Annotated in this window: 20 protein-coding genes and 1 riboswitch; of the genes, 1 reads left to right on the top strand and 19 read right to left on the bottom strand. The window is 36.9% G+C overall.

The features are described from left to right. Positions 1 to 76: 76 nt before the first annotated feature. The 4 genes from DS031_RS02020 to DS031_RS02005 all read right to left on the bottom strand — a co-directional run bounded on the left by DS031_RS02020 (position 77) and on the right by DS031_RS02005 (position 3,655). Entirely contained in the window at positions 77 to 301 is a 225-nt protein-coding gene (locus DS031_RS02020; RefSeq protein ID WP_113804250.1) for a helix-turn-helix domain-containing protein, read from the bottom strand. Positions 302 to 479: 178 nt separating this feature from the next. After that, positions 480 to 1,238 carry a succinate dehydrogenase iron-sulfur subunit gene (gene sdhB / locus DS031_RS02015; protein WP_113804249.1) on the bottom strand — a complete coding sequence of 253 codons (759 nt, stop codon included), beginning with the start codon at positions 1,236 to 1,238 and terminating at the stop codon, positions 480 to 482. Continuing rightward, entirely contained in the window at positions 1,238 to 3,010 is a 1,773-nt protein-coding gene (sdhA, locus tag DS031_RS02010) for a succinate dehydrogenase flavoprotein subunit (protein ID WP_113804248.1), read from the bottom strand. The genes sdhB and sdhA overlap by 1 nt, the downstream gene beginning before the upstream one ends. Before the next feature lie 36 nt (positions 3,011 to 3,046). Then, positions 3,047 to 3,655, bottom strand: a complete 609-nt coding sequence (locus DS031_RS02005; protein WP_113804247.1) for a succinate dehydrogenase cytochrome b558 subunit — start codon at positions 3,653 to 3,655, stop codon at positions 3,047 to 3,049. Between the two features lie 306 nt (positions 3,656 to 3,961). Here DS031_RS02005 and DS031_RS02000 point away from each other — a divergent pair, with 306 nt between their 5' ends. Beyond that, complete coding sequence (locus DS031_RS02000; RefSeq protein WP_181832962.1) at positions 3,962 to 4,378, top strand: YslB family protein; 417 nt, start codon at positions 3,962 to 3,964, stop codon at positions 4,376 to 4,378. Between the two features lie 44 nt (positions 4,379 to 4,422). Here the strand turns inward: DS031_RS02000 and dapA are convergent, their stop codons facing one another. The 15 genes from dapA to DS031_RS01925 form a co-directional block, all read right to left on the bottom strand. Further along, positions 4,423 to 5,307 carry a 4-hydroxy-tetrahydrodipicolinate synthase gene (gene dapA, locus DS031_RS01995; protein WP_113804246.1) on the bottom strand — a complete coding sequence of 295 codons (885 nt, stop codon included), beginning with the start codon at positions 5,305 to 5,307 and terminating at the stop codon, positions 4,423 to 4,425. A 126-nt stretch (positions 5,308 to 5,433) separates the two neighbouring features. After that, the gene (locus tag DS031_RS01990) at positions 5,434 to 6,663 is read right to left on the bottom strand and encodes an aspartate kinase (RefSeq protein ID WP_113804245.1); all 1,230 of its coding nucleotides are present in this window, start codon (positions 6,661 to 6,663) and stop codon (positions 5,434 to 5,436) included. A gap of 148 nt (positions 6,664 to 6,811) precedes the next feature. Next, a riboswitch (Lysine riboswitch) is annotated at positions 6,812 to 6,998 on the bottom strand. A 78-nt stretch (positions 6,999 to 7,076) separates the two neighbouring features. After that, positions 7,077 to 8,864, bottom strand: a complete 1,788-nt coding sequence (uvrC, locus tag DS031_RS01985) for an excinuclease ABC subunit UvrC (RefSeq protein WP_113804244.1) — start codon at positions 8,862 to 8,864, stop codon at positions 7,077 to 7,079. A gap of 67 nt (positions 8,865 to 8,931) precedes the next feature. Continuing rightward, a complete protein-coding gene (locus tag DS031_RS01980) occupies positions 8,932 to 10,437 on the bottom strand; it encodes a glycosyltransferase family protein (protein WP_113804243.1) in 1,506 nt (501 codons plus the stop codon). Between the two features lie 136 nt (positions 10,438 to 10,573). After that, the gene (locus DS031_RS01975) at positions 10,574 to 11,509 is read right to left on the bottom strand and encodes an FTR1 family iron permease (RefSeq protein ID WP_113804242.1); all 936 of its coding nucleotides are present in this window, start codon (positions 11,507 to 11,509) and stop codon (positions 10,574 to 10,576) included. Positions 11,510 to 11,552: 43 nt separating this feature from the next. Next, positions 11,553 to 12,305, bottom strand: coding sequence for a hypothetical protein (locus tag DS031_RS01970; protein WP_113804241.1), 753 nt, complete (start codon positions 12,303 to 12,305; stop codon positions 11,553 to 11,555). Positions 12,306 to 12,404: 99 nt separating this feature from the next. Next, positions 12,405 to 13,169 (bottom strand): glycosyltransferase family 2 protein, encoded by a 765-nt coding sequence (locus DS031_RS01965; RefSeq protein WP_113804240.1) that lies wholly within the window; start codon positions 13,167 to 13,169, stop codon positions 12,405 to 12,407. Further along, complete coding sequence (locus DS031_RS01960; protein WP_113804239.1) at positions 13,166 to 14,638, bottom strand: alkaline phosphatase family protein; 1,473 nt, start codon at positions 14,636 to 14,638, stop codon at positions 13,166 to 13,168. The genes DS031_RS01965 and DS031_RS01960 overlap by 4 nt, the downstream gene beginning before the upstream one ends. Further along, the gene (locus DS031_RS01955; protein ID WP_113804238.1) at positions 14,635 to 15,576 is read right to left on the bottom strand and encodes a lysylphosphatidylglycerol synthase transmembrane domain-containing protein; all 942 of its coding nucleotides are present in this window, start codon (positions 15,574 to 15,576) and stop codon (positions 14,635 to 14,637) included. The genes DS031_RS01960 and DS031_RS01955 overlap by 4 nt, the downstream gene beginning before the upstream one ends. Beyond that, positions 15,549 to 16,496 (bottom strand): NAD-dependent epimerase/dehydratase family protein, encoded by a 948-nt coding sequence (locus DS031_RS01950; RefSeq protein WP_113804237.1) that lies wholly within the window; start codon positions 16,494 to 16,496, stop codon positions 15,549 to 15,551. Before DS031_RS01950 ends, DS031_RS01955 begins: the two co-directional genes overlap by 28 nt. A 75-nt stretch (positions 16,497 to 16,571) precedes the next feature. Continuing rightward, the gene (locus DS031_RS01945; protein ID WP_113804236.1) at positions 16,572 to 17,765 is read right to left on the bottom strand and encodes a hypothetical protein; all 1,194 of its coding nucleotides are present in this window, start codon (positions 17,763 to 17,765) and stop codon (positions 16,572 to 16,574) included. A gap of 141 nt (positions 17,766 to 17,906) precedes the next feature. After that, on the bottom strand, positions 17,907 to 18,221 hold the full coding sequence (gene trxA / locus DS031_RS01940; RefSeq protein WP_113804235.1) for a thioredoxin: 315 nt from the start codon (positions 18,219 to 18,221) through the stop codon (positions 17,907 to 17,909). A 150-nt stretch (positions 18,222 to 18,371) separates the two neighbouring features. Continuing rightward, positions 18,372 to 19,145, bottom strand: a complete 774-nt coding sequence (locus tag DS031_RS01935; RefSeq protein ID WP_113804234.1) for an enoyl-CoA hydratase — start codon at positions 19,143 to 19,145, stop codon at positions 18,372 to 18,374. Between the two features lie 297 nt (positions 19,146 to 19,442). Then, entirely contained in the window at positions 19,443 to 19,850 is a 408-nt protein-coding gene (locus tag DS031_RS01930; protein ID WP_113804233.1) for a DUF350 domain-containing protein, read from the bottom strand. Positions 19,851 to 19,869: 19 nt separating this feature from the next. Next, positions 19,870 to 22,221 carry an endonuclease MutS2 gene (locus tag DS031_RS01925; protein ID WP_113804232.1) on the bottom strand — a complete coding sequence of 784 codons (2,352 nt, stop codon included), beginning with the start codon at positions 22,219 to 22,221 and terminating at the stop codon, positions 19,870 to 19,872. Positions 22,222 to 22,226 lie beyond the last annotated feature (5 nt).

The raw sequence follows: 22,226 nt of genomic DNA, 5'->3' as shown, positions 1-22,226 counted from the left end.
TAACGGAAAAAAGGCTAAATCGTCAATTTAAATTATTGCCTAAATTTAAGAAACCCCGGCAGTATGCCGGAGTCTCTTAAATTTCTAATTCTCCCAGTCTTAATAATTCTACAACCGCCTGGGAGCGCCCCTTTACTCCAAGCTTTTGCATTGTATTTGAAATATGGTTCCTTACTGTCTTTTCACTGATAAACAACTCTTCAGCGATGTCTTTTGTCGTCTTATCTTGTACTAACAGCTCAAAAACTTCTCGTTCTCTTTTCGTTAAAAGCGGTTTTGGTCGATAGCGATTACCCTTCACTACTCCACCCTCCTTGCTAGGGCTAAAGAGCTGTCTTCGTTATGGAAACATTTAGTCTAATGTATCATATGTTATAACAACAAAGGCTGTTACTATATAACACATATCTCTTTAAAAAAAGAAATTATTTATGAACAATAAAAAGGATCTCTTCTAATTTTAGAAGAGATCCTAAAAACTATTTATCACTGCCAAAAAAGTTTTTAAATGACTGCAGTGTTGTTTCTCTGTTTAATGCTGCAATTGATGTTGTTAATGGAATTCCTTTTGGACAAGACTGGACACAGTTTTGTGAGTTTCCGCAGTTTGCAAGACCACCATCTTCCATTAATGCGTTTAAACGCTCTTCTTTATGCATTTCTCCTGTTGGATGGGCATTAAATAAACGCACTTGTGAAAGCGGTGCTGGTCCGATAAAATCCGAACGGCTGTTTACATTCGGACAGGCTTCAAGACAAACGCCGCATGTCATACATTTGGATAATTCATATGCCCACTGACGCTTTGTCTCCGGCATACGCGGTCCTGGTCCTAAATCATAAGTTCCGTCAATTGGAATCCATGCTTTTACTTTCTTTAAGGCATCAAACATCCGACTTCTGTCAACAACTAAATCACGAACAACTGGAAATGTACTCATCGGCTCAAGGCGCACTGGCTGCTCAAGCTGATCAACAAGCGCTGTACAGGATTGGCGTGGTTTGCCGTTAATAATCATTGAACAAGCACCACACACTTCTTCAAGGCAGTTCATATCCCATTGAATTGGCGTGGTTTTTTCCCCTTTATCATTAACAGGATTACGGCGAATTTCCATTAATGCCGAGATCACATTCATATTTTTACGATATGGAATTTCAAATGTTTCTTGATAAGGGGCCGATTCAGTACCATCTTGACGTGTCACAATAAATTTAACGGTCTTTTGTTCACTCATTACTTTTTACCCCCCGCGGCTTGAGACTTTTTCGTATAATCACGTTTACGAGGTTGAATTAACGATGTGTCTACTTCTTCATATGAAAATTCTGGTGCATTTTTCTCTGAATTAAAGGAAGCCATCGTTGTTTTTAACCACTCTTCGTCATTACGGTCTGGGAAATCAGGTTTGTAATGGGCACCGCGGCTTTCATTTCGGTTATAAGCACCAAGCGTAATCACGCGTCCCAGCTGCAGCATATTCCAAAGCTGACGCGTAAAACTAGGACCTTGATTGCTCCATTTTGATGTATCATTAATATTAATCTTTTTGTAGCGCTCCATTAACTCTTGAATTTTCTCATCGGTTTGAAGCAGCTTATCATTATAACGCACAACAGTTACATTATCGGTCATCCATTCGCCAAGCTCTTTGTGAAGAACATAAGCATTTTCATTTCCATCCATCGCAAGGATGTTATCAAGCTTTTCCTGTTCTTTTTTCTGCTGACGTTCAAATACTGTACTTGAAATATCTTCACTCGATTTTTCAAGACCCTTAATATACTGAACCGCATTTGGTCCGGCAACCATTCCGCCGTAAATAGCTGAAAGCAATGAGTTTGCCCCTAAACGATTGGCACCGTGCTGTGAATAATCACATTCGCCCGCCGCAAAAAGACCTGGAATATTTGTCATTTGATTATAATCAATCCACATTCCACCCATTGAATAGTGAACAGCAGGGAAGATTTTCATCGGCACTTTACGCGGGTCTTCCCCTACAAATTTTTCATAGATTTCAATAATCCCGCCAAGTTTAATGTCGAGTTCTTTCGCATCTTTATGGGAAAGATCTAAGTACACCATATTTTCGCCATTAATTCCATGCTTTTGGTTGACACAAACATCAAAAATTTCACGTGTAGCAATATCACGCGGTACAAGATTTCCATAAGCCGGATATTTTTCTTCAAGGAAGTACCACGGTTTTCCATCTTTATATGTCCAGACACGTCCACCTTCACCACGCGCTGATTCACTCATAAGACGAAGCTTATCGTCCCCTGGAATCGCGGTTGGATGAATTTGGATAAATTCTCCATTTGCATATGTGACACCTTGCTGATAAAGGGCAGCCGCGGCAGAACCTGTATTAATGACAGAGTTTGTTGATTTACCAAAGATAATTCCAGGGCCGCCTGTTGCCATAATGACAGCATCTCCTGCAAATGTTTTAATTTCTGTTGTTTTTAAGTCTTGCGCTGTAATGCCGCGGCAGACGCCTTCATCATCAACAACCGCAGAAAGAAATTCCCAGCCTTCATATTTCGTCACAAGACCTGACACTTCATGACGACGCACCTGCTCATCGAGCGCGTATAATAACTGCTGACCTGTTGTTGCACCAGCAAAGGCCGTACGGTGATGCTGTGTTCCACCAAAGCGGCGGAAATCTAAAAGTCCTTCAGGAGTACGGTTAAACATAACCCCCATCCGGTCCATTAAATGAATAATCCCCGGTGCTGCTTCACACATTGCTTTTACTGGAGGCTGATTGGCAAGAAAGTCTCCTCCATATACGGTATCATCAAAGTGGATCCATGGTGAATCCCCTTCACCTTTTGTATTAACCGCACCATTAATGCCGCCCTGCGCACATACGGAGTGTGAACGTTTAACTGGTACAACAGAAAACAATTCAACATTTACACCTGCTTCGGCCGCTTTAATTGTTGCCATTAAACCTGCTAAGCCGCCGCCGACCACAATGATTTTTTCTTTACTCATAATACTAGTCCCCCTTAGAACCTACTCGTTCTTCAATTAGATGAATGCGAAAATAGCTCGAATTCCTACGATGGATAGCGCAACAAAAATAGCCATTGTGACATAGGAAAATAGTTTTTGAGAGCGAGGCGTCACTGTAAGTCCCCAGCTGACAAAGAAAGACCATAGTCCATTTGAAAAGTGGAAAATCACAGAAATAACACCAATTAAATATAAAACAACAGCAATCGGACTAGCTAAAATATTTGCCATCATATCATAGTTTACATCCGCGCCAAACTGCGCTTGTACGCGCGTTTGCCAAACATGCCATGTAATAAAAATTAATGCAATAATTCCTGTTATACGCTGAAGTAAAAACATAAAATTACGGAAATACCCGTATCGACTTACATTGTTTTTTGCTTGGAAAGAGATATACACACCATAAATACCATGAAATAAAAGCGGAAGAAAAATAACTAATGTCTCAAGCACATAACGAAACGGTAAAGTTTCCATAAAATGTGCCGCTGCATTAAATGCTTCTGCACCTCTTGTTGCGAAATGGTTTACTGTTAAATGCTGGATCAAGAAGACCCCTAGTGGAATAACGCCTAATAATGAATGAAGCTTTCGATTCACGTAATCGCGACTTGCAGCCATGTTTTTATTTGCCCCCTTTAACGAAAATGAAGTTGTTTAACCTTTAAAAATAATGCTGCCGCTTTACTCTTTCCTTTGACTCTTTTTGTATGTAATCGATAAAATCTGACAAGTTTATTGTACTCCCCTCAATTATTACCGTCAAGAAAACGCGTACATCACTTATTCTGAATTTTAGACGTTTTTTAAATATTTTTGATGGATTGATCCTGCATACTTACTTTTTCACATTTATTTAGAGCTCTAGATGAATTTTGCTTTTATCGCTATAATAAAGTGAAATGCAGAAATGGGGGATGCATCACAATGAATGATCAAAAACAAAGCAATACTGAAACAGAAATGATATCTTCATTTGCTTATAAGATCTTACGAAACGAATTAATTCCTGAACTTCTTGGAAAAGAACAAGAAGCAATTTTATATTGGGCTGGAAAAGCATTAGCAAGAAAATTTCCACTTCAAACAATAGAGGACATTACTCACTTTTTTGAAAAAGCAGCTTGGGGTGAACTGCACCTCACGAAAGATAAAAAACAAGAAAAACATTTTGAGTTTATTCCTAAATTCGAAAACAGTTCATTCAAGTTAGAAGCTGGCTTTTTAGCTGAACAAATCCAGCAGCAAACCAATTTCATGACAGAAACCTTTGAACAGCCCAAGCGTAAAGCGATGCAATTTATTGTTAAATCTGATCGAAAAGATGAAGCTGTAACAAAATAATAGTTCTAATAAATAAAGAAGACTAATTTAAAAATTAGTCTTCTTTATTTAACTTGCAAACGAAAATCCTCTAAGCACTGAGAAATAGATTGACATGCTTCATCATCTACCGGGACAAGAGGCAAACGAACAGAACCTACTTTAATACTATCTAATGCAAGCGCAGCTTTTACAGGAATAGGATTAGGATGCTTAAACAGTTCATTCATAACAGGAAGTAACTTACGATGAAGGGAAGCTGCTTTTTGAATTTGTCCCTCGCTATACAGTTTGATCATTTGTTTCATTTCTGAACCTACTACATGGGATGCTACTGAAATAACACCTTGTCCTCCAATTGAAAGAACTGGTAATGCTAATCCATCATCGCCACTGTATAATGTAAAACCTTCTTCGGCATGTTCAATAATTTCACTCATTTGATCAAGGTCTCCACTTGATTCCTTTACAGACACAATATTTTTAATTTTAGAGAGTTCAATAATTGTTTCTGCTGTCATGTTCACAGATGTACGCCCTGGAATATTATATATCATGACAGGAAGAGATGTTTCAGCCGCAATTGCCTTAAAATGTTCATACAACCCTTTTTGATTCGGCTTATTATAGTAAGGGGCAACAATCATGACACCATCTACACCAATTTCTTCTACCTTTTTTGTAAACTCTATACTTGCTTTTGTATTGTTGCTCCCAGTACCAGCAATAATTGAAACGCGTCCGTCAACAACTTTAACAACATGACGAAACAGGGCTAACTTTTCCTCAGATGTTAAGGTTGGCGACTCTCCTGTTGTGCCTGCGACAACAAGTCCGTCTGAACCATTCTCAATCAAATGGTTTACTAAGTTAGTTGTTTCATTAAAGTCGATTTCTCCTTGCTCATTAAAAGGCGTCACCATGGCTGTAAGCAGTTGTCCAAAGTTCATTGTGTTCCAGCTCCTTCATTTATTAATTACAGCGTATTATTTTCTCATGAAGCGTAAAGGAAAACAAGCCAATATTTTGCTTATTACCCTTTCCCTCTTTTGCTATCACATTATATTTTTATAGTATTACTGGGCAATTGGCTCCCTTAAATCTAACTTAAACGCTTCGTGAAGTCCTTCAATTGCCGTTGTCATTTTATCTTGCGCTACCACTGTTGATATTTTTATCTCAGAAGTACTTACCATTTCGATCATTACCCCACTATTTGCAAGCACATCAAACATTTGCGCAGCCACGCCTGGATTTGAGATCATACCCGAACCAACAATTGAAACTTTAGCTAATTCTTGTTGATGGTAAATTGCTTCAAAGGCTAGACGACTGCGGTTACTTTCTAGTACTTGTAAAGCATCGTCTAACACATCGCTGCTAATAGAGAAAGAAATATTCACTGTCTCTCCGTTTGCTTCTTGAATAATAATGTCAACATTTATACCATTTGAGGCGAGTAATGTAAATACATCCGCTAACGTTGTTAAGCGATTAGGCATGCCAGAAACGGTTACTTTTGTTATATTACTTTTAAAGGCTAGACCTTTCACAATGAGATTTTGCTCCATAGTTGGTTCCTCCTCGACAATTGTTCCGCTTTCCTTTTCTAAACTAGAACGCACTTCTAACGTAACATGATAATTTTTTGCAAATTCAACCGCTCTTGGATGTAAAACACCTGCACCTAAGTTAGCCATTTCAAGCATTTCATCATAAGAAATTGCCTCTAGTTTACGAGCATGTGAAACAACGCGCGGATCGGTTGTATATACACCTTTAACATCTGTAAAAATCTCACATTTTTCAGCTTTCAATGCGGCCGCCAAAGCCACGGCTGTTGTATCTGATCCGCCTCGTCCTAGTGTGGCAATCTCCCCACCAGCTGTGACTCCTTGAAATCCAGCAACAACAACAATTTTATTTAAACGTAATGCTTCTTGAATTCGTTCTGTGTGAATGGCTGTAATCCGTGCATTCCCAAAGCAATCTTCTGTTTGAATTCCCGCCTGCCAGCCTGTTAAAGAAACAGCCTCATAACCTAACTGCTGAAGAGCCATTGTTAAAAGAGAAATAGAAACTTGTTCTCCAGTCGTTAAAAGCATATCCATCTCACGTTTACTTGGCTGCTCTGTTATTTCATTTGCAAGGTTTACAAGCTGATCAGTTGATTTTCCCATTGCTGAAACAACAACTACTACTCGATTTCCTTCATTTACAGTTTCACTAATTCGTTTTGCTGCATTTTTAATTCTTTCTACTGTTCCAACTGATGTTCCACCATATTTTTGGACAATTAATGCCATAATCGTCATCCTCTCTTTGCGCTTTCTTATGTTATTGACTTTAAAAGCCAAGTCTCACGAGAGGCAATAAAAAAACAGCAGGAAGGAAGAACCCTCACTGCTGTTATCGCTTATACCAATAGAAAAAAGAAAAAAATTCCTTTCCCCGTCGTGAGATAGTTCTCCACACAATCTTTGGGAGAAGATTGTGTGACAGCCCTGCACTTATTCAATACAGGTCCAGCTTCAAGATAATGAGCTTCTTTCCACTTCGGCGAATTCCCCTTTCAGTCTTTCTCACTAGAGCTCATTCTCTTCAAAAGCTTACTAATGGTTTTCGCGCCTCTACCATCACTTCATCATAAAATTGAAGTATGGTTATATAAAATTTTTTTCATTATAACTAAATTCTATTAAAATAGCAACCTGTTATACTAAAAAAAATATTTTTCCTGTTGAAAATGGGCAACAATTGTTTTAGCCACATTTTCTGGAATGGAAAGGGCTTGAATGTCTTCCACACTTGCTTCCTTAATTTTTTTAAGGGAACCAAAGTGTTTGAGCAAGGCTTTTTTTCGTCTTTCTCCAACGCCTGAAATGTCATCAAGACTTGATTTAAACATTGTTTTCCCTCTCGTATCGCGGTGAAATGTAATTGCAAAGCGGTGAACCTCATCTTGAATACGCTGCACTAAATAAAACTCTTGGCTGTTTCGTTCTAAATAAATCTCCTCTGGCGGATTGCCCATTACAAGATGAGAGGTTCGGTGTTTTTCATCTTTTGCAAGACCACATACTGGAATAGTTAAATTTAATTCATTTTCTAATACATCTAATGCAGCTGAAATTTGACCTTTCCCCCCATCAATTAAAATAAGATCAGGAAGAGGAGCATTTTCTTTTAATACTCTTGTATATCTCCTTCTTACGACTTCACGCATAGAAGCGTAATCATCTGGTCCTTCTACACTTCTTATTTTGTATTTCCGGTATTCATTCTTATTTGGTTTTCCATCAATAAACGTAACCATCGCTGAAACTGGATTTGTTCCTTGAATATTTGAATTATCAAATGCTTCAATGCGATGAGGGGTATAAACTCCTAGTTTCTCTCCTAAGTTTTCAACCGCTCGAATGGTTCGTATTTCATCTCTCTCAATTAATGCAAATTTTTCTTTAAGAGCAATTTCTGCATTTTTCCCAGCAAGTTCAACAAGCTCTTTTTTCTGTCCTTTTTGAGGCTGATAAACAGCTACCTCTAATAATTGTTCTACAAGTTCTTTATTAATCTCCTTTGGAATAAAGATTTCTTTTGGCTTTACATAATTTTTTTGTAAATAAAATTGGCCAATAAACGTTAAAAAATCATCTTCCGGGTTATTAAAGAACGGAAACAAAGAAACTGCACGTTCTATTAACTTTCCCTGCCGCACAAAAAAGACTTGGACACACATCCACCCTTTATCATAGGAAAATCCAAAAATATCACGATCCACTAAATCGCTCATCATCATTTTTTGTTTTTCCATTACCGCTTCAATATGCTGAATTTGATCGCGATATTCTTTTGCACGCTCATAATTCATCTCTTCTGATGCCTTGAGCATTTTTTGCTCAAGCTCTTTTTTTATTTGTTGATGACCGCCATTCAAAAAGCGCACAATTCCATCGATCATTTCCTTGTTTTGATCTTCTGTTATATTATGAACACAAGGACCTAAACATTGCTCAATATGATAGTAAAGACAAACACGATCAGGCATTGTACGACATTTTCTCAGCGGATAAAGACGATCTAGCAGCTTTTTCGTTTCATTTGCTGCTTGGGCGTTCGGATAAGGTCCAAAATATTTCCCCTTATCTTTTTTTACTTTTCTTGTAATTACTAAGCGGGGATGCTCTTCAGCGGTAATTTTAATATAGGGATACGTTTTATCATCTTTAAGCACCACATTATATTTTGGATCATATTTTTTTATGAGATTAAGCTCTAAAATTAATGCTTCTAAATTAGATGAAGTTACAATATATTCAAAATCTTCAATTTCACTTACAAGCCGCTGTGTTTTTCCATCATGGGAACCTACAAAATAAGATCGCACACGATTTTTTAACACTTTTGCTTTTCCTACATAAATCACAGTGCCTTGTCGATCTTTCATTAAATAACAACCAGGTTGCTCTGGTAAAATGGCTAATTTATGTTTAATGTGCTCCATGATGCATACATCCTTTTTTAAAAATGTTTACCCTTAATCATAGCATAAACCACACTAACAACTAAGCATCTTACTTCTCCTCATTCCACTCATAGAGGGTAATCCGATGATACACTGGATCAAACAGAGGGTTAGAAACAAAGGTTTTTACTTCATTTACTTTATTGTAAACATCCATACCTTGTCTATGAAAGCCTTCTAACACATGATTTGTAAGTAATATTTTTTTATTGCCGCGCTGGCTTTTATCACTCATAAAATAATCATAGGTTAAAAGACGTGTATATGGATAATCTGCTTTCAAATAATCCATTATTCTTGCTTCTTCCCATGTATATACAACAAAAGGCTCCTCATAGCGGCTTAAATATTCCGCTAATTGATAAGCTGCTGGCACATCTTGAGCTTTTTCTTTTACAAATTGATAGCCATTTATTGATTGCGTTATTAAAAAGAGTATGAGAAGAATTGTTTTTATTTTTCGTTGTGAACGCTGTTTTAAAACATCGTTTACAATAAAGAAAGTAACTAAAGCAATTAACGGTAGCGCATGACGCGGCTTTTCAATATTTTGGGCAAATAGGGCCCATAAAAAATAACTGGCAGTCATAATAAAATACATATTTTTTAAAAAAGTGATTGAAAAACGTTTTTTAAACAGATGAACAATAAAAAAAAGGCCAATTGCCCCTAAAAATAAAGCACTATAAATAGATTCGCCACAAACTCCTATCCACAATATGTTATAAAATACAAGCATTGAAAAGCGATCAACAATGGATGTTGATTCTGCTGTTACCGCGCCTCCCCAATCATTAAAGTGTCCAAATATAAATTGAATGGAAAGGGAAATGAAATTTGTAATGCTCCCTTCAGAAGCCGCTAGACCACCTACCCATATTAACTGAAACAAGAGTGCAATGATAAATGATTTTACCGTATATATCCATAAATCATACTTTGTTTGAGATGTTTTTCTTTGATAAATAATAAGCAAAATGATACCAATCCCAAACATAACATAAGATAATCGAATTCCCATTAAAATACTAAATAAAAAAAGCGTTAAAACAGTACTGCTTACTGTTTGTTTTTCCTTAGCAAACTGTAAACTCCATAAATACCACCATAACATACTAACTGCCGATACTTCACTCATTGACTCTGTTGCCATAATCCAAAAATAGGCAAGCGATTGTACGACAGCACAAGAAAGCAAACTGTAAAAAGGCGATAATTGTCTCCTTGCCAAAAAATAAATCGGAAAACAAGCAATCATCATCATGAACGTATTAAAAACAGCAAGCGCTCGCGCGGCATCCGGCACCCATTGGTGGAAAAACAGCCCACCTAATATGAAATAAGGGTATCCAGGAAAATGGGGCTGCATGGCTAATAAGTCAAATCGATGAAGAGCTAATGCAAAATCTACTTGATCCCATGACCTTGCAAAAGAACTGCCATATTGAAAACGAAAATAACTTGTGACAGCTATTACCAAAAGTAAAAGCACACTTCCCACTCTATTTAAAGACATCCCTCCCTTTTTAGTTGCTAAAAACTCATTCTCTATCACTTAAATTCCCCCTCATAACAATGCGGTGACTGCCAAACTAGAAGTTTTAATCATATTAGAAAAAGACAAGACGAATACAACCGTATACGTCTTGCCCGCCTATTTTACTCTTTATAAGTTATTCGCTTTCACCACTTTATTTCGCTCCATTAACATTTTTTAAAACATTTACCTGTGTTTGTTGAGCATCTTCCTGCTTTTCTTTACTTTTAGAGTTATCATTTATGTTTACTAATAAATAAATACCAACAAAATAACCAATATAAGCAACAACTTCCTCAATTGATGGCATAGAGGAATAACCGAATAATGCCTTCAAGAAAATTCCAACATCTCCTGACAGAATAGGAGCAACCCCAGTATCACGTAAATAGTGAGCATGGTCAATTGGATGTTCTGGTAAAAACCATGTTAAGTCGTAAAGATGAGGAACTAAACTGCCGATTAGTTTAATATCCTGCATAACAGAAATCCCTTGAACTAAAAGACCTGCTGCAATAAGTACAATAAAAGCACCCGTCACTTTGAAAAATGTTTTTAAAGGAATGCGCATTGTTCCTTTAAAGAAGAAATACGAGACAGCAGAAGCAATAATGACACCTGTAATCGCTCCCCAGCCTTCTAGGGCTTTCCCGATATCTCCTCCGGTAATAGCGGCAAAGAAAAAGACTGTTTCAATCCCTTCACGCAATACGACGAGAAAAGAATGAATCACCATTCCAATAATATTACCAGTTGAAATAAACTGATTCATTTTTCCTTCCATATTACCTTTCATATCTTTGCTATGTTTGGCCATCCAAAATACCATTTGGGTTAAAAGGATAGATGAAACAAGCATAATACCTATTTTTAAATAGATTTCACTTCCCATTGCCGCAAAACCTGTAAATACAATTTGAAAGAGCATGGCTGCTCCAACACTCGCAAGAACCGCAAGCCCTGCACCTAACCATACATACTTTGTATATTTAGAATTTTTTGTTCGCTTTAAATAGGTTGTGATAATCCCTACAATAAGCAATGCTTCTAATACTTCACGAAATGTAATTAACAACGCTTGTATTTCCATCCTCAATCCCCTTTCTTAACGAAGGCCTTTTACTTAAATGTTTCTATCTGTTTTTCCGCTTTACATACATGACAACTGCTGCAATTGCCCCTAACAGCAAGACAAGCGGAATCCAATTTTTTAAGTTAGAAAAATCGGTCCATGTTTCATTTTTATAGGTTTCTGATGCTTCAAAATCCTCTTCTGTAAAATGGCCAACTTCTACACTTTTCATATTAAAGAGATCTTTTAATGTTGTTAATATAAGATCTTTGTTTTCCATAAAACCATTATAATTTGATTCTTTTTCTCCTACACCAAACAATCCAGGATTCCCTAGTGATTCAAGCGCTGTTTCAAAGGCATCATTTATTTTTTGGTTAGCATCTGAACTTTTCTCTTCTACAACAGGGGATAAAGCTTTATATGTAGCAAAGGCTTTTGCTAAAAGTTTTTTACTTGTATCATATTCTTCAAAGTTTTTATCAATGTTTTCTAAACGGCGTGAAATGTTCAGAACTAAAATCTTTTCCATATCACGAATAACCGCTTCTTTATCTTCATTTTCTAAATGAGTAATTACCGCTTTGGCAGGTTCTGTACCCATATGCATATCAAGTTCTTCTTTAATCGTATCAAAAATGGCTCCAGCATCTTTATAATTTGGTGGTGTTTCATTTAATTTTATAAGCATTTCTTTGTAAACTTCAGCTGCTTCCTCTTCATTTGGATCTCCATAAGAGTAAGCATAAACTTGCTCTTGTAAACATGTAACACTAATCACTAGTGTAATAATAGCTAGGATGAACTTTCTCATTTGCCTGCCTCCTTATTGATAATGATAATGATTATCAAATTGATTGTCAATAAAAGATGAACAACTAATCTGCTGTTCATCTCAAATTGTCATAATTTTTTAAGAAGATTTTCGTTCATCGTTTCTTTTTTCTACTAAATGAGCAGCTGGATCAATTTCCACTTTCTCAATACGGCGTGTCATTTCTCTCATAATAGCTGGAAAGACTGATGTTAAATATGCTTTAAATTTAATAAACGATTGACCTTTTGTACGAACGTGATATTCAATCGGAATTTCTTTTACTCGAAAGCCTTTACGAACTAAATTTAATGTGAGCACTTGGGCATAGTTATAATCATGAATAATGTCAGCATGCTGCATTGCTTGTTTTGAAAAAGCACGCATACCTGATTGTCCATCATAAATCCATTTTTTTAGAAGCAGAGACTGGATACAGGTAAAAAAGTAATTTCCTAAACGGCGATGGAGTTTCATTCCTTTGATCGTTCCTAAAAATCGAGAGCCCATTGTATAATCAGCTTGACCATTAAAAATCGGCGCAAGAAGATCAGGAATTTGCCATGCCGGGTACTCATTATCCGCATCAATCATAACGGCAATATCAGCACCCAGTTTATCGCATTGATGAAGTCCTTCCCGCACTGCTGCACCAAGCCCTTGGTTTTCTGGTAAAGAAATTACATAATCTGCCCCTGCTTTTTTCGCGACCATAACAGTCTCATCAGTTGAACCGTCATCAATTACAAGAACTTCAACAATGACAAGAGGATGAATCTTTCGAGGTATTTTTTTTATCACTTCAGCAATCGATTCTTCCTCATTATGAGCAGGCAAAAATACAATTACTTTCTGGCTTTTCATGAAGCTTCTTCCTTTCCCTGCTTTTTAATCGCTTCTGTTAAGACCGGACCGCGGCTGTGACTTGGAAATGGAGCCCCCAATAAATAAGTAATCGTTGGCGCAAGAGATACGAGACTATGCTTTTCTTCGACGATTTTCCCTTTTTCAATGGTTGGGCCGTGCATAAAAAATGGTACAAATCGCTCTCCCTCATCTAAATGACCATGCCCGCCAATTCCATCTGCTTGTCCATGATCCGCACAAATAATTAATGTCGTGTTTTCCATATAGCCATTTTCCTCAAGCCACTTTACAAAATCCTCAACTAAGCGGTCAGCTTCAGCAATTTTTTCTAAATATTCATCATACAATACACCGCGGCTGTGACCGGTTTGGTCAGTTCCAATTAACTGAACTTTAAAGAAATCCGGATTTTTCTCTTTCATAATGACTTTCGCTCGTTCAATAATATTATAATCCGCGACATCGTTATTCATAACAGCTGTCACTGTGTCAACATCATCACCCATCGAATCTACTAAATGAGCAATTCCTAACAAACGGCCGCTTTTTCCGACTTTTCTTAACGAATCAAAAACAGTCTCCACTTTTGTGCCAAGCTTCCAAACCATATTTGATTTTATCCCGTGTTCATACGGATACGTGCCTGTCATCATCGATGTAAAACAAACGACAGTTCTTGCCGGATAGACTGTTTCCATTTGTGTATATTCTGTGCCGTTTTTTCTTAAAGTATCTAAAAACGGTGTATCGGCTGCTTGAAAACGATCTTTACGCATTCCGTCAATCACAATTGTAATGACGCGTTTGTTCATCGCTTTAGAGTTCATTGGGATATTATTTGTAAAGGTTGTATATTGTTTCGGCTTCCAATCAAATAAATTACGGTGAAGAATGACACTGTAAAGAAGGACTCCTCCGATAAATAAAAGATAAGACTGCCAATTGATTGCTGCTGCCGATTGCACTGCAAACTGCTCGTAAAACAACTGCCATAAGGAAAGCAGTAATAAAAATTTTGGCATTTGCTCCTGCGCATTTCCACTTGTTGAATCACTATTTTTTAACACGAGCTTCCAAAACCTTGTAAAATTTAACCATGACGTTCCAATGCGAAGATGATAATAAAACGTCCCCCAAAACCAGACTGTAAAAAAGAAATACAATCCTAACGCAAATAAAAGTAAGCTTAACTGAAATGTATTAAAAATCATTAAATACGCGACAAATGGCAGCCATAAGTAATTTCGAAGCAGCAGTGGAAAGTCATATATATAATACATCGCGACCATCGGTAAGATGACGGTAAAGGATAGCAAAATATTCTGCCAAAATAATAAATCTCCCCATGAAGAAATATGGTAAAGAAGCATTGTTCCAACGATAAAAATCGGCGTAAAGGGCTTTCCTTCATTTAACATATTCCAGCAGCGAGCTGCGATCTTTTCAAAACCTGAAGCTTGTTTCATAATTTTTCTCCTTTCTTTTTTCTCCATAACGAGACAGATGATAGTGAAATAGGATGAAATAAAAATGCGGCTCCACCTGCAATAAAAGAAAATAAAAATTTATAGCCATGAGTCAAAATGGCTAGATGATAAGCATTCTGCCATTCTACCTTAACTTGAACTAACGAAAAGCTCATGACACTTTCGTATGTAGCAAGACCACCTGGAGCAAATTGAAACACTTGTGAGGCGACTGTTAAACTATTTACCCAAATTGTTTTTAAAAAGGATAAATCCAACTGAATAGCTTGTATAACACCATACAATACAGCAGCCTCAAGAACCCAACTAAATGCTACTAAGCCGATCATTGCAATTGATTTTTTATGAAAAAACGCCTCTTTCAAAATGGCTGCATGCTTTTTATAAAATTGAAGCCATTTCTTTTTAACAAATAAAATAAATGCTATTCCAAGAAGGCCTAATACAAGCATGACATTTAAAAAATAAGTAATACTTAATGAGACTCCACTAAAAAAGGCACCGGTAAAGGCGAACAATCCTAAGCATAATAAATCGAGCACTCGCATTGCTGCAGCTGAATGCATCGCTGTATCCCATGATTCATTTTTTTCCTTCGCAAGCACTCCAATACGAACAACTTCACCTACTTTAACAGGAAACAAATGATTAAAAAATAGACTATAGAAAAGCGCCAATAAATAGACATTAAATGCTGCCTTTTCTTTTCCATACATCCTCCAAGCAATTGCTCGACAGATAAACGCCAATAGGTAGCATATTGTCATCAACAAAAGCCAATTGTAATGAATAAACAATTGATATAATTGATTCGATAATAAGGCTAAATCAAAAAAGTTCCAACTTAGCAGTAAAAACACAGCAAATAACAGCAAGCTGCCGATTCGAATTAATTTTTGAAATATTGTTTTGCCCATGAGATAGTGCGATCCAATCCTTCTTCAATATTTACATGAGGTGTATAGCCTAATTGGTTTTTTGCTTTTTCAATATTACTCCACGTCATTTTCACATCGCCTTGACGTGTTTGTCGTTGGATCGTTTTCATTTCTGGAAACCTCTTTTTAAGATGACTAAGAAGGGTTTCCATATAGATCGGTTCTCCAAAACCTAGGTTATACGTTTCATTTCCTTTTGAATATAAAAGAGCTTTTTCAATTCCATTAACAATGTCATCAATGTACGTATAATCTCTAGCAGACTGTATACCGTATATCTCAATTGGTTCACCATAAAGCAGCTTTTTAATGAATTTAGGAATCGCCATATCAGGTCTTCCCCACGGACCGTAAACTGTAAAAAAGCGCAGAATCGTTAGCTGAAAGCCATATAATGATTGATAAGCATGACAAAATGATTCTGCTCCATACTTTGCAGCCGCATACGGGGAAACAACTTGACCATTTGCCATTCCTTCTGTAAGCGCCCCCCCGGCCTGATCTCCATAAACAGAAGAAGAGGAAGCAAACAATACATGCTTTACATTTGCCTCACCTGCATGTTTTAAAATATTCACAACCGCTTTAATATCAAGATCAATATATTGATGCGGCTGTTGAATAGAATAAGGCACGCCCGGAAGAGCTGCTAAGTGAATAACTGCATCAAAGGAATTTGCTTCAAATATCTTTTGACAGCTGCTTTCATTAATAAGATCTGTCTCAATAAATTGAAATGGTAAGCCGAGCTTTCGGATTGCATTTAAATGTGCTTGTTTTTGAAGCGGGTCATAGTAAGCATGAAGATTATCAACAATTGTTAACTGATAATCTTTTAGCAGCTTCCTTGCTAAATGGCTGCCTATAAAGCCTGCTCCGCCCGTGACTAATATGTTCATAGCGTACACCTCAACTGTATTCTTACAAGTTTATCTTTTCTTCACAACAATAAAAAAGCCGCATTTGCGGCTTTTTTATTGTACTACACCTTTAAGCACAGGTACAATTGCTTCACTATGTGATGCTGCTTCTTCAGCATTTTCATTTGCTACTGCTTCATACCATTTTGCAGCATGATCAAGCAGTTCGGCCGTTTGTTCTTCACCAAGCTTTTTCGCTAATGCAAGCTCAATGTCTTTTGTAAATACGTTCGCTTCCATTGCTTCAACGCGTGCTTCTGCTGCTTCACCTGCTTCTAAAGCTGCGGCTACTTTTTCATGATAGCCAGTAATTTTACCGATAAATGCTTTTAAGAATAAATCAGATACTTCTTCAGCATTTAATGTTTTAGCATCTGTTACAGCAGCGTTAAATAATTCATCTAACTTATTTGCCGCTTCTTCATCTCCACCAGAAAGTGAACCTTTAATGGCTTGATAGAACCCATATGCTTCTGCCTGCATAATTTTTAATTCTGCTTCATCAGCATTGCCTTCATTTACTGCTGCTGCAATCTTTTCAGCATAAGAATTTGCTGCTAAATAATAGCTGCGGTAAACAGATTTATCTGTCATTTGTTTATAAACAGAGAAATCATCTGCATTTCCTGCTGCTAATGCTTCTTCTTGAAGCGATAGACCGTTATTAATATTTTCAACCATGCTGTCTTCACCAGTTAACTCGTAATAACCGTCACGCTTTTCAGCTGTTGGAATAATAACTTCTTCTACAAGATGCTTTAATTCTGCAAATGCTGCTTCAGCTTTTGCTTGATCTCCTGCTGCCAGTGCATCTCCTGCTTCACCATGTAATGATTTTTGTTTTGAATAGAAGTAAGATTGTATTCCTTTATCAATTAATTGGCGTGCAACATTTTGGTCGCCTTCACCATCTTTACCAGCATTAATACCAGCTGTAATAAGATTATCAAAATCTCCTGTTTCAGCTTTTAATTCATTTTGATATGTAGACTTCACAACGCTCCAGTCAACTTCTTTATCTTCTTTCATTTTGTTTAACTCATCCATTATTGCTTTATAAGCCGCAACTTGTTTTGCAGTTGCCGTTTCTTCAAGAGCAACTTCTTCGCTTTGAGCATTTTCTTCTTGATCAGCAGCTTCTTCCTGCACTGTTTCTTCTTTTGGTTCTTCTGCTTCTTGATTTCCGCACGCTGCAAGCAGTGAACCGGCAAGTGTAATTGATGCAAATAATAACATTGACTTCTTCATAAATGGACTCCCCTTACTGATAATGATTTTCATTATTGGATGTTTCTTATTATATCGAGAACGATTTTCAATGTCAATACTGATTTTTCAAACAAATAAAAAAAGAGGATAACTCAGATGAGTTATCCTCTTAAAAACATGTTAAGCATGCTTTTGAATTGCTTGTGCTAGCGCTTCTTTTGGTTGAAAACCAACGATTTGTTCAACAACTTCTCCATCTTTCATGACGAAAAGAGTTGGAATGCTCATTACACCGTATTTGCTTGCTGTTTCTTGGTTTTCATCCACATCAAGCTTTACGATTTTTACTTTATCGCCCATTTCTGCATCTAATTCTTCAAGAACAGGTGCAATCATTTTACAAGGTCCGCACCATGGTGCCCAAAAATCAGCAAGAACTAATCCTTCGCTTGTTTCTGAACCGAAATTTTGGTCTGTTACATTTGTTATTGCCATTTCGACATTTCCTCCTCTTAATACGGGTTAATTCATACAAAGTATATCATTTGTATGTGTAAATTCGCTAATTTTATGCTTTACATTTTAAAGTGTACCCGTATCTCTATAAAAAAACAAGCGAGTTGCTTTCTGCTTATCGATTACGAATTAGTGGTCCTGAAAATTCGGTTTTCTTTTTTCAATAAATGCTTTAATACCTTCTTTCGCATCATATGTTTCATACATTTCTCCAAAGCGAAGCGACTCCTGCTTCATTCCCTCCCACTTTTGATCTAAAGCAGTATATGTAAGCAGTTCTAAAACCGTTTTAATGGAAGGAGCGCTTTTGTCTGCTATTTTGTATGCAATGTTAAGAACACTTTCTAAAAGATGTTCGTTTTCAAAGCTTGCATTTGCTAAACCAAGCGTTACTGCTTCCTGTCCTGTTATTGGCTCACTTGTCAGCATTAGCTCTGCTGCTTTTGCTTTTCCAATATATGATGCTAAGCGCTGGGTTCCTCCAAACCCTGGAATAAGTCCAAGCTGCAGCTCTGGCAGACCAAGCTTTGCATCAGCGGTTACAAAGCGCATATGACAAGCCATCGCAAGTTCTAAACCTCCCCCTAATGCTGCCCCATGAATGGCAGCAAGCACAGGCTTTGGAAAATTCTCAATTTTATTAAATACTTCCTGGCCGCGACTGCTCATTTTAGAAAAAGCTTTTCCGTCTGTAACGCTTGTAAATTCTTTAATATCTGCTCCTGCAGAAAAGAAACGGCCGTCCCCATGAATAACAACTACTTTTACATCTTTATCATTTTTTATACGATCAAGAGCCTGTGAAATTTCCTCAATAAGCTTGGAAGACAAAGCATTTGCAGGCGGGCTTTTTAATGTAATCACAACGGATGCCCTCTGTTTTGAAACAGCTAATAACGCCATTTTAACCTCTCCTTTTAAAGTTTAAGATGTATTTATTAAAGAACATAAATATTCAAAGCTCGTCCACTTATTAATACGCACTGAACAAAGGATAAATGTTCAACTACATCCTTTTATTGATTAAATTATGATAACTTATTGTATAAAATAATCTCAAGAAAGTGGACTCTCTTGAGGCTGTATGAAATCTTATACAAAAAACAACAAATAAATAATACCTGATATAAAAAATAAACCACAACACACTAATAAAACTTTCCATAATGTTTCCATACATTAAACTCCCTATTTACATGCTTAATGAATGCTTGATCCAATGACAAAAGATAGCCCAATAGAAATCATCATTGAAATAAACCCAACGGCCCGGTTATCTTTTGCAATTTCATGATCAATTTTAAATTTTGGTGTTAAAAATTCAAAGATAAAATAACCAATGAGGAGGAGTGAAAAACCAAATACACCCCAACCCATCATTGTAACAAGCGAATCATTATGTTGAATTGAAAAACGGAAAATATTTGCAATCCCGAAAATTTTTCCACCTGTAGCTAAAGCAACTGAAACATTTCCTTTTTTAATTTCCTCCCAGTTGCGATAACTCGTTACTAATTCAAAAACGGCTAAAAATACAATCATACATAGCACAACAACACTGTAATGTCCTGCCGTTTGAATAAATTCATTTTGAAAAAGATTATCCATTGCAAAGTACTCCTTTTGTTTATTTCAACTCAACTACTGTTACACCAGTCCCGCCTTCTCCTGCTCCTCCCATTCTTGTCCTTTTAACATGAGAATGAGATTTCAAAAGATCCTGCACTCCTTTTCTTAACGCGCCTGTTCCTTTTCCGTGAATAATAGAAACTTGAGAATATCCGGCAAGAATTGCATCATCTAAATAACGCTCGACTTCAAGCTGTGCATCTTCATAACGTTTCCCTCTTAAATCAAGTACTGTTTTCACATGATAATCGCGGCCTTTGACCGCTACAAAAGATTTTGTTGGGGTTTGCTTTTGTTCTTTTATTCTTTGCAAGTTGGCACTGTTCATTTTCATTTTCATAATCCCAACTTGGACAATAAATTCCTTTTCGTTTACTTTCTCAACAATATGACCTTTCTGCTCAATGCTTAACACTTTCACTTCATCGCCTGGTTTTAAGTTTTCTTCCACTGCCTTTGCTGTTTGAGCTGTTTTCTTACTTTTTCTAAGCTTTGGACTCGCTTCTTCAAGTCGCTTTTTCGCATCTATAAGCTGATGTTCTTTAACCGTTGTACGCTTATAATTTCGCAGTTCTTTCATAATTTTTTCAGCTTCTGCTTTTGCCTTTTTCAGCTCTTGGGCTGCTGTTCTTTCTGCTTCTTCAAAAAGGCGATCACGTTCATCCTCAAGTTTATGAAGCTGCTGCTGTAAATCTTTATGGAGCTCTTCCGCTTCAGCACGAATCTCCTTTGCATAAAGCATATCTTGTTCCGCTTGTTTTTGCGTATCTTCTAATGAAGCGATCATTTTGTTTACTTTGCTCGTATCACTTGAAATTTGCGCTTTTGCATGATCAATAATATTTTCATTTAGGCCAAGGCGCCGCGAGATCTCAAAAGCATTACTCCGACCTGGTACCCCAATTAATAAGCGATAAGTAGGTCTAAGTGTTTCAACATCAAATTCAACGCTGGCATTAATAACACCTTCTCGATTATAAGCATAAGCTTTCAGTTCACTGTAGTGCGTCGTTGCAACAATTCGAGCCCCGCGCTTATATACATCATCTAAAATTGAAATAGCAAGGGCTGCCCCTTCTTGCGGGTCTGTTCCTGCCCCTAGTTCATCAAATAATACAAGACTTTCATGATCAACTTTTTCTAAAATATCAACAATGTTTGTCATATGAGATGAAAATGTACTTAAATTTTGCTCAATTGATTGTTCATCACCAATATCAGCAAATACCGACTTAAAAACAGCCATTTCACAATCATCTTCAGCAGGAACTTGTAATCCAGATTGGGCCATCAATGTTAATAAACCAATTGTTTTTAATGTAACGGTTTTACCGCCCGTATTGGGACCTGTAATCACAATTGATGTATAGTTGTTACCCAGTTCAATACTAATTGGAACAACTTCCTCTTTTGCAATAAGCGGATGTCTTGAATGCTTTAAATGAATATAACCATCATTGTTCATTTTAGGCTTAGCAGCTGATAATTCTTTACTGTAATGTGCTTTAGCAAATGTAAAATCAAGCTCTGAAAGCATTTTTACATTATGAAGCAGTTCTTGTGCTTCTTCTGCCACCTGTTCTGTTAAATATTTTAAAATTTTTTCAATTTCACGCACTTCTTTTGCTTTTGCTTCACGAAGCTGATTATTAATTGTTACGATCGACTGCGGCTCCATAAATAATGTCGCCCCTGAAGAAGATTGATCGTGAACAATCCCCCCAAAAGCGCTGCGATACTCCTGTTTAACAGGAATAACGTAACGGTCATTTCGAATCGTTACAATGGCATCAGAAAGCATTTTTTGATAGCTTGAAGATCTTACAATGCTTTCTAGTTTTTCACGGATTCTTGACTCATAGGTTCGAAGCTGCTGGCGCACTGTTCGAAGCGCGTCACTTGCAGAATCTAGAATCCGACCATCTTCATCAATACAGCGGTTAATTTCCCTTTCAATCTCTACTGCTGGTACGATTTGTTCAGTTAATATGGTTAAAAGAGGAAGTTCTGTACCATCTTCATTCATTTCTTCAATAAATTTTTTTAAACGCCTTCCACCATAAATAGTATTAGAAATATCCCGAAGTTCTTCTTCATTTAGCATACCGCCAATTTCTGAACGCTTTAAGCTAGGACGAATATCGTAAATTCCTCCAAGAGGTACATGGCCTTTCAAACGAAGTACAACGGCTCCCTCATCTGTTATGTCCTGCAGCTGTCTAATTTCTTCAATATCAATAGAAGGAAGGAGCTGAGTAACTTTTTCTTTTCCTAACGATGATGCTGCATGCTTGCTTAATTGTTCTTTTATTTTCTCATATTCTAAAAGTCGTAACACACGTTTTAGCAATGACA

The organism is Bacillus taeanensis (assembly GCF_003318295.1).
GTDB classification, from domain to species: Bacteria; Bacillota; Bacilli; order Bacillales; family UBA6769; genus Maribacillus; species Maribacillus taeanensis.
The sequence above is the reverse complement of the archived record's forward strand: the minus strand, read 5'-3'. Positions and strand labels throughout refer to the sequence as shown.